The organism is Weissella sp. DD23, assembly GCF_001579105.1.
GTDB lineage: Bacteria > Bacillota > Bacilli > Lactobacillales > Lactobacillaceae > Weissella > Weissella cibaria.
The window spans coordinates 160,623-172,878 of the sequence record NZ_KQ970392.1 but is presented as its reverse complement, the minus strand read 5'-3'; the positions used below and the strand labels follow the sequence as shown (position 1 = coordinate 172,878).

Genomic DNA, 12,256 nt, shown 5'->3' with positions numbered 1-12,256 from the left:
GTAAAATTCTTGCGCTTGCCGTCTGCGCCGGTCCCCCAGCCCATCACATCGGCTGACAAAAAGGCCTGGCGCATATCGTCCCAACTGACGGTTGTATCCTGGACAACTTGCAATAACCGTTGGTAGGTATCAGTATCCGTCTGTAAATTTAATAACCGGTTCAAAGCAGGTACTTCATCCATCGTATCGGGCGCTTGGTTCAATAATTGCTCAGCTTGTGTCACTAATGTCTGCAATTCAGACGTCATAATCGGCAACATCTGAGCCTGATAAAACGGCGTCTCAGTCAACGACCCAGCAATTTCATATTGTGCAGCTAAGCCTTCTAACCACGCTGTCGTATCTGGTCGCGCCATGGCAAAGTTGAACAGCGTAAACACCGCCTCTTGCAACGTCCGGTCGTCTGTCGACCCTGAAGCGAATTGCGAAGCAAAACGAGCAAACACTTGGTCCTTGTCATTAGCATAACGTGCCTCTAATAGATCGCCATAGACTTCCATCATCAACAATGTCCGTTCGGCATCATCAGATAGACGGAACTGGGGATCCAAATCGATGGTGTAGTGATATTGTTCAATCAGTCGCAAAGCAAACGCGTGCAATGTTGAAATGTTGGCGACGTTTAACAATCGCAATTGCTTCAACAGGTGTTGTCGTTGGGTGCCCTCCGACTCAGCTAAGGCGCTACGAATTGCACCTTCGAGTCGCTCTTTCATTTCCGCAGCGGCTGCTTCTGTAAATGTCACAATCAAAAACTCATTCACATTTTCGCCGGCTAACAAACGACGGGTCACACGTTCAACCAACACGCGAGTCTTACCGGATCCCGCTGAGGCAGACACCAAAATATTTTCACCGCGTGCCGTAATGGCGGCTTCTTGTGATGCTGTAAAATTCATGGTCTAGTCGTCCTCCTCGTCTGTAATAACTGATTGCATCGCTGCCAAAGCATCCTTAGCATCTAGCTTTTTAATATTGCGATACTGATTCCCCATCATGGCATCAAACATCATGACTGGCTTAAACGGCGTATACATCATCCCAGTTTTGTTTGGGCCATCGCGGAATGGCAGCAGTGGGAATTGCCCAGCCAAAATTTGGCTCGCAATCTGGCGGATTTTGGCTTCGTTAAAGGCCAGCAAAATATCCAAATCGGCTTCATCAACGACGTCCGCTGCCTTCGCAAACGACCCGTTTTTATTACGTTTTATGGCAAACGGTGCCTTCACACCATCAACGCCTTCAAGTCGCTCAATATAGGCCTCATCATTGCGCAGAACCCCGCGATAGGTGCCTTGGTTTGCCGCTGCCACATCAGCTTGCGTCTGTAACTCCGCCAATGTATCACCTGCGATATCCTTGACCTTAATCCATGGATTTTGGAGTGACCAGAAGACAGCCCCACCCATCTCACTTGGCGGTAATACCGTCGCATTTGCCAGCATGGCCGTCCAATAAGTCATTAATTGCAACTCTAACCCGGCGAAGGCCTGGGTGTAATCAAACGTCCGCTTACCCGACTTATAATCAACAATCGTCAAAAAATTGCCCGTTGGGGTTTCGACCAAATCATACCGATCAACCTTACCGCGGACCGTCACCTTACCTAAGGGTAATTCGTACTGAACCGGCTTAAGCTTACTCTGCGGCAAGCCAAAGCCAGCCTCAACACCTAACGTGTGCACACCACCATCGACCAGTTGCCCACGTTTCATATTCAGTACCGTATCATGAACTTGAGCAGCCAAACGTTGCGTCAAAAACGTCATGCGCGCAGAACTGCTGAAGATATCAAACGTGGCATCCCCACTGCGTAGCAAGCCGTTCAAGATATTGCGTTCCAGGTTTTCTAGCTCGCTATCCGTTAACTCACTTAACGTTTTGTCTTGACGAATCAATTCAGCAAACAGCTGCTCTAGAATCGTGTGCATCAACGTCCCCTTTTCAGCCGGCGTTAGTTGCAAAACTTGGCGCTCCTTGAGACGTAAGCCGTACTGCAGGAAGAATTCAAAAGGGTTCTTGGCATAATTTTCTAAACGTGAAATCGACACCTTCAAATCATTACTAAATAACTGACTCATCAGTGATGCCAAGATTTGTTGTGGCTCATTACGATACGTTAGACCACCCATCACCCGCGCCGTCTTATCTGGTGCCATTTGGCTAACTTGTTGTTGCAAGGTTTGCCACGCACTACTCAATGTACCGGCAGGTTGCTGATTGGCCGCTTGGCGATTCACGCTAACCAAATGCGCCAATGTACTATCAACCGTGCCGACATAATCGCCAATGCGCATCGTATTCGGATCTGGCAACGCCGCGAAATGGCGTACCGGCACGTTAAATTGTTTCATCAATCGCGTGACATACGTTGATGGTTGTTGGCTCCCTTCACCATCACTAGTTGCATAGAGCCAAATCAGACGATCCGCAGCCGTCATCATCGCACTGTACATCAGCAATGATTCTTGTGCCATTTGCTGTTCCGATGTTTCACGCAGGAACGCGTGCTCGGGCAACCGATCTTGCAAGATTTCTCGGTCACCATCATGTAACAACGCTTTTGTACGTGTCGTGGCTGGTAAATTCACACTTGTGGCACCAAAAACAATCACCGTATGATAACCTTGGCGCTGCACAATCCCACTTTCCGACACACGGACTTGATCCATCGTAGCTGGAATACCCGTGTACTTGGCACTATCAAAGGCTGCCTTCAACAATTCTTGTAACTCTGCAATCGTCATCGGCGTATGATCAAAGACCGTGACAAAATCGTCCAGTACGCCAATAAAGGTCCGCCAAACTTGTTCGGGTTGCTGTGCCGTCCACAAGTCTCCCTGGGCAATCGCCTCATCACGCCATGCTAGCAAACGCTGTTGCATGCCAATTTCTGTTAGAAACAGGTAGAGGCGTCTTGCCATCTCGCGCGCATCTGGGGCCTGGGCCAAATCTGCCAAAAATGGTGCCACAACGGTGCTAATTTGATCGTGAATCAGTGCCAATTGCGCATCCTTTTCCGCAACGTGTTCCCGCAAGACTTCATCATCTGAGTCGGCGACATTACGATCGAATTGCCATGGCTGCTTATCTGTCCAGCGCCAGCCTGGCGTGTTTTTAGCCAAGACATAATTTTCGGTTTCCGCCAACGCTTCCCGGTACTCAGCAACGGTCACATCTTCTGGAATCAGTAATTCCGTTTTCAACAGGCCCATGACATCTGCGATGGTATACGCCGGTGCTAAACGGAAGAGTTTATCAAGAAAGGCTACTAGGGGATGCGCCGCCATCGGCCGGTCCAAATCCATGAAGACCGGAATTTGATAGCGCGCAAAAACCGCCGGCAACATGTTTTCATACTGACCTAAATCTCGGGTCATTAACATGAAGTCCCGGTAGCGTCGCTTGCCACTAGCCACTTCTTGACGAATCATGCGGGCCATCTGTTCAATCTCTTGATAGCGCGTCGTCGCCTGCCAAATCGCCAAATCCTTTGGGGTTGGCGTCTGACCGTTGGGTTTCACACCTTCTTGTTCATAAGCAATCCAAAATGACTCAACCGTCGTTATTGTCTCACTGACTGGCCGTTGCATAGTCACACTGCTTGCCGTCACCGCCACTTGATGGTCAGTCGCAAACTGACGCAATTGTTGGGCTAAACGCTTAGGGCGGTAAAATAAATCATTTTCTGACAAACTCTCTGCCGTCACGCTGGCCGAACCATCATCCGCTGGCAAGGCAATTGTGACGCCCCCGGCCCGTTCGATTAACGCTTCAACCACGCCACGTTCTGGGGTCGTCATTTGGGAATAACCGTTAATGAAATAGTAGTGGTGTGAGACATCCGTTTTCTCAGTTGCTAAATAAACCCGCAAAGCTGCCAATAATTGACTGCTCAAATACTGATTGCGCGTAGCTAATTCTTGGTCTAGGGCCTCACCAATTAAAGCTAAGTCATGGAGTTTCATTTGCAGTGTCCCTTGTTGCGTTAAGGCATCTGCCATGTCACGAACTTCTTGCCACGACAAGCCGGCCTGCTTAAGCTCCAAAATTTGACTCGCAAACTGGCTAATAAACCCTTGCTTCGTCAATAAGTTACCGTACAATTCAAGCTCCGTTTGATGCTCCCGCAACAGTGATTGCACCAACATTGTCATCCCCGTCGCTGACAAATTGGCTTGCCGATAGATAGGATCATTTTGCATGTAGTACCAAGCTAAACGACTCAGTGAGAAAACCTGCACATTTGGCACAGCAACTGCCGCGCCATGCCGATCCTGTAGGGTTGCTAGTCGGTTCAAAACCTGAATTTCCGTTTCAAACTTAATGTGGTTAGGAACCACATAAAAGATTTCCGCTTGATCATCAGCTGCTAACGTAGCTTGGACACGTTCGAGCAACGCTAATTCATGGTCTGAGCTTGCCCGACCAAACAATAATTCAAGTGCCATTTGCCCCTCCTTTAAAAAGCGCTTTGTTGCTACCATTTTACCAGTTATCTTAGGTTTCCCCTAATCTCTCTCATGCAACACCCAACCATCAAAAGTTCTGCTGGTTTCGTTGAAGGCACTTACTAAAAATGCTAAAATAATACAGCATGACTGGACACTTTTGAGAGAGATGTCCGATTTCAAGTGTGAATTAAGAGATATAAAAAAGAGATTATATAGTTGTTATAGAAATGGAGAATGCTGTCATGATGTCACCTCACTCAGTTGACACGACACATGTATCCGCCACGCCTGAAACCAAGGTGACACCTCGACGCAAAGCGAAGAAGTTTGATATTGTAAACTTCTTGTTGCCCGTCTTTATCGGCCTTTACGGTATATCGAGTGTGGCAGATACAATGATTCGACCGGTTCAAGTCGGTATCGTGGCCCTTTCACTAGGGTTGTTATCAATTGCCATTCTCTTAGGCGTTATTCGCGTCGTCCGTACAGCGGTTCGACGTAACTCTATAAAGCGAGCTATTTTAGGAAACCTACCTTTATTTGGTCTGATAGTTGCTTGGATTTTGAAAGCTATTTCCTTTAGTTACTACTTTACGCGTTAACATTTTCTAGTTTTACGGATAAATGATTTAACTCATACAAACCCATGTATAATATACGGGAATGTATGGTTTATAGAGAAAAGAGAGAAAAAATGAAAGAGACTACGAGTAAGTACCTGGTCCGCGGATTAGCGACCGGTCTACTTTTAACTGGTTTAGGTGCTGGTTACACCACAACCAACGTAGCCGCTGATGATGTGATTCCTGGTCAAGAGCAACTCGCTCCGGTTACACAGTCACAATCTTTCACGGTTACGTTTAAAAATATGTATATTGGCAGTTCACATCTCGGGGATGCAATTAGCATTAACGTTACCGCAGATGCTGCCGGCGACTACATCGCCATTATTCCTGACAATTTCCTACAGAATAGAATTGCAACGGATCAATTAGCAACATTGGTTGATCCAAATGCTTATACGTACATCAACGATCGATCAGTTAAACTAAACGCTGATTACCTTGCTGCTTCAGGCATGCAGAACCTTGATGTCCCTGTATACTACGCAGGTGATCCAACGTCGCAAGCAGTGGCTGCTGAAGCCGCTGCTGATGCCCAGCGTGCATCAGATATCGCTGCCTCACAAGCCGCCGAATCTTCAGCGGCTTCGTACAACGCCATGGTATCTTCGTTAGCAGCCCAAGAATCTTCTGCTGCAGCGGCTTCACTATCAGCATTGCAAGCAACGCAAAACGTCAGCTATTCAGATTCAACGCCATCAGATTCAATTAACGTGCCAAGCGAAGCACCTGAACCCGTGACACCTCACGGAAGTATGGCACCTAGCTCTGTCATACCAAGCGATAGCGTAGCGCCGAGCGAAAGTTCTGAATCAATCGCACCAAGTTACAGTAGTTCGCTAAGCGTCGTGCCAAGTTCAATTACTTTGCCTAAGAGTAGCGACTTATCAGGTTCGGTTGCACCAAGTAATAGTGTGCCAATGCCACCTGTGTCATCGATCGACTCAAGTGCATCAGCAACCCCAATTACATCTGCAAGCAGTGTTTCACAAACGTCAGTTGCCCCTTCGGAGTCAGCCGTCAGCGTTGCACCACGTAATGTTCGTCAGACGTCAAAGCCAGCTATCGACTTAGCGACAGTCACGGCGGCGTCTGTGATCACTTCAGTTAATGCAACAACGCAGGCTTTAGCACCAAAGCTGGTTGCTGGGCGCACACCTCAAAAAAGCGTAGCTGTTGCTAAGCAAACGACTGATACACCTGCAACAACCGACACGGTCACAACTCCCAATGCTTCACAGCCAACTCAAACGGCCGTGGCTAGTGTTGCCCACCAAGCGACCGTTGCCGAAGCAGCACAGAAAAATGCATTACCTAATATTTTCAAGAACAATACGACAACCCACTTAGATACGACAACCCACTTAGATTTGACGAATAACACACCAGCTTACAAGCCGGAATCTACTTTCAACACGGGTAACGTTACCTCTGTTGCGTCAATTTTGGTTTCAGCCTTCTCTGGTTTCGCTTACTTCCTCGGTGGCGTGCCAAAGGGTGTTACGCGTTTCTTCGATTGGATGTTCAATCTATTCGGTAAGTAAACTTAATCAACAATAAAAAGCTACCTCAAATGAGGTAGCTTTTTTTGATCTTATTTCGCTAATTTTAACAACGATTCGGCAAAAATGGCCATCGATCGCGTTAAGTTCGCAACGGGCGTTGATTCATTTGCTTGATGACTCGTAACTGGCACATCTGGGAACTGGCCACCAAAGGCTACCCCACGCTTCAACAAACGCGCATATGACCCACCATTTGACGTACGGGGGTTCATATACATCCCGGTTTGCTTCGCATAAACTAATGATAACGTCCCAACTAATTCATCTGTTTCGGGGACCAAATGCGGTTCCATTCCCCCTGGCCACACTTCAACAGTCGCCGCAAAGTCGCCCAAATGCCGTTGGACTTGGGTTGTCACTGCTTGGACATTCACACCTTGTGGGTAACGGAAATTCAACAAAATTGTCCCTTGACCATTTTGACTAAATCGCATGACACCAACATTAAGCGTTAAGTCCCCCATCACGTCATCATGATACCGCAGTCCGAGGTTTTCGGCGCCAATATCATCATGTACAACGCGACCAATGAAATCCAAAAATGTTTTGGCATCGGCATTAAATGCAAAACGGCGCAAGAAGTTGGCCAAATAGGTGCCCGCGTTTTCACCATCTTGCGGGTAAGCCCCGTGCGCTTGCACACCCTTCAACAAGAGGCGTACTTCTTGATCACGAACTTCACTTTGCCCACTTAAAAACGGATATTGTGCCAAATACGGCGCAAATTCATTTTGTACTTGAGCTGGATTTGGCACTGAAACACGCGCTCGTGCTTCGCCTGGAACAACATTTGGTCGTGAGCCAGCAATGAAACGTCGTAGCACGTAATCTCCGGTAGTCTGGTTAGCAAACCGCAGTTGCACCGTCTGAAAGGCTTTTTCACCATTCACAACTGGGAAGGCGCCGTCTGGTGAAAATCCCATTGTCGGCTCACCTTCTACCTCGAAGTAACGAGGTAAATCACGCCAACCATTTTCCTCATCCGTCCCAATAATTAAACGAATTTTGCGGGTCAGTGTGATTTCATGGTCTGCTAAATACTTCATCGCATAATACGCACTCATCAGGTCGGCCTTCATGTCGGCTGCACCACGCCCAAAATAGAGGCCATCCAAAATTTCTGGCTTAAATGGATCACGTAACCAGCCTTCACCAGCGGGCACGATATCAATATGCGTCAAAATAGCGACCGTTTCGGCTGCATCAGCCGGTCCGTACTCAATCCACGTGACCATGTTATCAACCCGACCATAACGGAAGCCATCACGCGCAGCCAATTCTTCCATCTTTGCTAAAGCACGCGCCATGTCAACGCCAAACGGGGTCCGATCCGACTGTGTATTTGGATCTAATATTGATGGTATTTTTACAATTTGATTTAAGTCGGCAATCAAATCCGCCTCATACGGCTTTGTTCGTTCGAACCATTCCATAGCGTTCTCTTTTCTCACGGTTTTTTAATACTTTAAATTTTAAACCAGTTTGCCAACCCCTGTAAAGCCAAAAAGCGAGGACAACCACGTGTCCTCGCTTTTTTTATAACCTGTTTTATGCGCGCTTCTTCTTGTAGTAGTAGAAGACTGGTAATCCAATCAAGACTAGTACGATTGACAAAGCAGCCCCTGCAAAGTCGTTGATAATTGTTGAGCCCAAAACAAACAAGGCACCAAAAATGGCAACTAATGGTGTAATTGGGAACAATGGTGTCTTGAACAACGTATCCTGTTCAGCCAAAAGCCCCTTTTTCACTTGGCGACGCAAGATGAAGACACCGAAGAATGCTGCGGTATAGAAAATCCAAATCGTAAAGATCGCAATATCTGACAAACGATCCACACCCTTGGTATAGAAGATATCCAACAACACCGTCATCAACGTCACCGTGATAATGGCATTAACTGGCTCTTGCGTCTTACGTGTTAGCTTGCTCAAATACTTTGGGAACAAGCCATCTAATGACATCGCGTAAGCCATTCGTGGGAATGACAACATCTTACCATTCAACGTTCCCAACATTGAAATGATAATAGCCAAACTCAACGCACGCCCACCAAAGTCACCAAAGGCAGCTCGAACCACCGCAAACGTCGCATTGTTTTGCAACGCCACAATCTTATCTGATGGCAAAGCATGGTACACACCAAACGTCACCCCAACATAGGCCAAGACAACGATTAGCAACCCACCCACGATTGAACGAGGTAAGTCACGGCGTGGGTTCTTCAACTCACCAGCGATGTTTGATAGCAAAATCCAACCATCATACGCAAACAACGTTGCCAGGATGGCCATTCCAAAACCACCACCGGTCGTTGCCACTTGGTGAACCGTTTGGCCCAATGCATCAACCTTACCGAAGAACAAGCCATACACAATCAAGACCGCGATTGGCACCAACTTAATTGAGGTCGTTGCCACTTGGAAAGCAGCCGGTACCCGATTCTCCAACATGTTGATGCCAGCCACAAAGACCACGAAGATAACTGAAATCCAAGTGGCTGATGATTGTGACAAGCCCAAGAAGTTCGCCGTCAAGAATGCGGCATACCCTGCGATTGAAGCAATAACGGCCGGTGCATAAACAACCACTTGCATCCAACCAGCTAAGAATCCAGCCGCAGGACCATAAAGCTCTTCAATGTAACTGTACAAGCCACCGGTCTTTGGCAAGCGCGCACCAACCTCGGCAATTGTTAGTCCTGCCGCCAGCGTAATCACACCACCGACAATCCAAGCTAACAACCCAGCCGTTGATGAACCCGCTGTTTGCAAGACACCCGCTTGCTTAAAGAAGATTCCCGAACCAATCACGGTTCCGATAACCATCGCTAACCCCGACCAAATACCCATCGATCGTTTCAATTCAATCTTGTTTTCCATAACGTAATTCCTACAACTCCCACATAACAATGATATAAAAAAAGCAGCCACCCAATCCTAGCGATTGGATGACTGCAAATCGTTCTTACAGTTCAAGCGTTACACGAAAACGCCCAATCACTAATTGTGTTGAGTTTGAACGATCATTATTATTATTGTTATTTGCAAAGATAAACATAATCGTTCTCCTTCTTTTTAGTGTGCATTTTCATAACGATTAAAATCTTATCATATTCTCAGAAATTAAACAAGCAATAAAAAAATCTCAAAAACCAAGCGCGTTACCCTTAGTTTTTGAGATTAATTGTTTTTAATATTAACTATTAACGAGATTAAGCTTCTTCATACCATGAGTAGTGGTACATCTCACCAGCTGGCTTATCCGTACGCTCGTAAGTGTGCGCACCGAAGTAATCACGTTGCGCTTGAATCAAGTTAGCAGGCAACACTTCAGAACGGTATGAGTCAAAGTAAGCAACCGCTGCTGACAATGATGGTACTGGTACACCAGCTGCCGTTGCCAAAGCAATCACACGACGGGCTGCTGCTTGATACTTCTCGGCAACATCCTTGAAGTATGGATCCAACAACAAGTTGTGCAAACCGGCTTCATTGTCGTAAGCATCTGTAATACGTTGCAAGAAGCGGGCACGAATAATCGCACCAGCGCGCCACAATTGAGCTAACTCACCGTATTGCAAATCCCAGTCATAGTGATCTGAGGCCATACGCAATTGGTCGAAACCTTGTGCATATGACATGATCTTACCAAAGTACAATGCTTCGCGGATGTCTTCAACCGTCGCGTCTACATCCCCTTCAAAGCTAAACTCAGGACCGGCCAAAACCTTAGAAGCAGCCACACGGTCGTCCTTCATTGCTGAAATGTAACGCGCGTAAACTGATTCCGTAATCAATGATTGTGGGGCACCAACTTCAAGGGCTGATTGTGATGACCACTTTCCAGTTCCCTTGTTACCAGCACGGTCCAAAATCATATCAACCATTGGCTTGCCTGAACCCAAATCATCATCACGTGTCAAAATGTCCGCCGTGATTTCAATCAAGTATGAGTCCAACTCACCCTTGTTCCACTCAGCAAATGTGCCTGCCAAAGCATCCTTGTCCAACTTCAACAAACGCTTCAACAAGTCGTATGACTCAGCAATCAATTGCATATCGCCATATTCGATACCGTTGTGGACCATCTTGACGTAGTGACCGGCACCATTTGGTCCGATGTAAGCAACCGTTGGCTTGCCATCTTCAGGTGCCTTCGCAGCAATTTCCTTCAAGATTGGCTCAACCAAATCATAAGCGTCGCGTTGGCCACCAGGCATCATTGAAGGACCTTGCAAGGCACCCAATTCACCACCTGATACACCCATGCCGATGAAGTTGATGCCTGATTGGGCCAACTTCTCTGAACGACGCATTGTATCCTCGAAGAACGTGTTTCCACCATCAATCAAAATGTCACCCTTTTCCAAGAAAGGTAGCAATTCTTCAATGACGGCATCAGTTCCGGCACCAGCCTTAACCATCAACAAGATACGACGTGGGGCCTTAATTGACTTCACGAATTCCTCGACAGTATAACCTGGTACAAACTTCTTGTCTGAGTGCGTTTGTACCAAATCTTCAGTACGAGCGCTTGAACGGTTGTAAACAGCCACCGTGTAACCACGTGACTCAACATTCAAAGCCAAATTACGACCCATAACGGCCAAACCAACAACACCAAAATCTGCAGTTGCCATGTTTTATTTTCCTCCAAAGTTTTATCTCTATCCCTCGATTGACTATAAGTTTAGTCCTCATTAGTTTAAAGTCAAAATAAAAAGTGTTGGTGAATTAATTGTGAAATTGTTTATCCCATATACAAAATTCAGCTAAGTTAATACGCCTTGATTGGTAAATGAATTTGCGCAATAAAAAATGCCGAACAACTTACTGTCCGACATTCTTTATGCTTATTTAATATTGTGCCAATACGGACGTCACTACTTCATCTGAAGCTGTTGTCGTCATAAACCGACCCATCGGTGTGATGTCGTGCCGATCTTTAAAGGCTAGCTTCTTGGTTTCAACTAACATCACAGTGAGGTTGTTTTCCGTCAAAAATAGTTGACCTGGCTTACCGAGTTTTCCCTTCGTGTGCTTGCCAATACGCCAGCTGTGAAAATCAGCCGGCGTGAGTGGATTCTCCTTAGGCTCAAATGCACCACTGTTGCTTTGCGTCATCACAACGCCAATTAATTCTGCTGTTGGATATTTATCTGCCATCATTAACCTCGATAGTATGCCCACGGCACTTGCGGATCAAATTGCTCATCTGTTGAGACAACAAGTCCCTTCTTGAAACGCGTTAATAACCAGAAACGCAATGGTTCAGGAATACCCAACATGTCAAAATCACTTGTTGAAATAGCGTACCGAATACCCTTTTCGTCTTGATTAGTCACCTTTTGTACCCAGTTAGGATCGACAATCAACTCACGCCCAATCGCCGCACCATCGACACCTGCTTGTACAAGTGCTTCAACCTGTTCTGGCGTGCGCAACAAGCCAGCTACAATCAACGGAATATTACCCAAAATGGCCTTATACTTCGCGTACAACGGCTCTTGGTCTTCCTTGTTCATAAACGGCGTCTGGAAAGCATCTTTCAATGAAATGTGGAAATAAGAAATTGGCCGCTTGATAATTTCTTGGGCCATTGCCAAAGACTGAT

Annotated in this window: 8 protein-coding genes and 1 pseudogene; 2 read left to right on the top strand and 7 right to left on the bottom strand. The window is 46.6% G+C overall.

The window, feature by feature from the left end; genetic code table 11:
• Nucleotides 1-899: UvrD-helicase domain-containing protein (locus tag WEIDD23_RS14530; RefSeq protein ID WP_242865434.1), on the bottom strand; the 899-nt coding region annotated here is incomplete at its 3' end.
• A gap of 3 nt (nucleotides 900-902) precedes the next feature.
• Nucleotides 903-4,451, bottom strand: coding sequence for a PD-(D/E)XK nuclease family protein (locus tag WEIDD23_RS05120; RefSeq protein ID WP_010370727.1), 3,549 nt, complete (start codon nucleotides 4,449-4,451; stop codon nucleotides 903-905).
• 245 nt (nucleotides 4,452-4,696) lie between these two features.
• Between WEIDD23_RS05120 and WEIDD23_RS05115 the strand changes: the two genes are divergently transcribed.
• On the top strand, nucleotides 4,697-5,056 hold the full coding sequence (locus tag WEIDD23_RS05115) for a hypothetical protein (protein ID WP_010370731.1): 360 nt from the start codon (nucleotides 4,697-4,699) through the stop codon (nucleotides 5,054-5,056).
• Nucleotides 5,057-5,148: 92 nt separating this feature from the next.
• Nucleotides 5,149-6,621: a hypothetical protein gene (locus WEIDD23_RS05110; protein ID WP_062358814.1), complete on the top strand. Its 1,473-nt coding sequence runs from the start codon at nucleotides 5,149-5,151 to the stop codon at nucleotides 6,619-6,621.
• Nucleotides 6,622-6,671: 50 nt separating this feature from the next.
• Here the strand turns inward: WEIDD23_RS05110 and pepV are convergent, their stop codons facing one another.
• From pepV to WEIDD23_RS05085, 5 genes and pseudogenes are all read right to left on the bottom strand, one after another.
• A complete protein-coding gene (pepV, locus tag WEIDD23_RS05105; protein WP_010370737.1) occupies nucleotides 6,672-8,075 on the bottom strand; it encodes a dipeptidase PepV in 1,404 nt (467 codons plus the stop codon).
• 115 nt (nucleotides 8,076-8,190) lie between these two features.
• A complete protein-coding gene (locus tag WEIDD23_RS05100; protein WP_010370740.1) occupies nucleotides 8,191-9,522 on the bottom strand; it encodes an APC family permease in 1,332 nt (443 codons plus the stop codon).
• A gap of 332 nt (nucleotides 9,523-9,854) precedes the next feature.
• On the bottom strand, nucleotides 9,855-11,282 hold the full coding sequence (gene gndA, locus WEIDD23_RS05095; protein WP_010370744.1) for an NADP-dependent phosphogluconate dehydrogenase: 1,428 nt from the start codon (nucleotides 11,280-11,282) through the stop codon (nucleotides 9,855-9,857).
• Between the two features lie 217 nt (nucleotides 11,283-11,499).
• Nucleotides 11,500-11,808, bottom strand: a complete 309-nt coding sequence (locus WEIDD23_RS05090; protein WP_010370745.1) for a DUF7671 family protein — start codon at nucleotides 11,806-11,808, stop codon at nucleotides 11,500-11,502.
• A gap of 2 nt (nucleotides 11,809-11,810) precedes the next feature.
• Nucleotides 11,811-12,256 (bottom strand): annotated as a pseudogene (locus WEIDD23_RS05085) (NADH-dependent flavin oxidoreductase); the annotation flags it as partial.

Bases quoted from the DNA above. Each gene is read 5' to 3' on its own strand.
- WEIDD23_RS05120 (WP_010370727.1), bottom strand. From the start codon at position 4,451: ATGGCACTTGAATTATTGTTTGGTCGGGCAAGCTCAGACCATGAATTA.
- WEIDD23_RS05115 (WP_010370731.1), top strand. From the start codon at position 4,697: ATGATGTCACCTCACTCAGTTGACACGACACATGTATCCGCCACGCCT.
- WEIDD23_RS05110 (WP_062358814.1), top strand. From the start codon at position 5,149: ATGAAAGAGACTACGAGTAAGTACCTGGTCCGCGGATTAGCGACCGGT.
- pepV (WP_010370737.1), bottom strand. From the start codon at position 8,075: ATGGAATGGTTCGAACGAACAAAGCCGTATGAGGCGGATTTGATTGCC.
- WEIDD23_RS05100 (WP_010370740.1), bottom strand. From the start codon at position 9,522: ATGGAAAACAAGATTGAATTGAAACGATCGATGGGTATTTGGTCGGGG.
- gndA (WP_010370744.1), bottom strand. From the start codon at position 11,282: ATGGCAACTGCAGATTTTGGTGTTGTTGGTTTGGCCGTTATGGGTCGT.
- WEIDD23_RS05090 (WP_010370745.1), bottom strand. From the start codon at position 11,808: ATGGCAGATAAATATCCAACAGCAGAATTAATTGGCGTTGTGATGACG.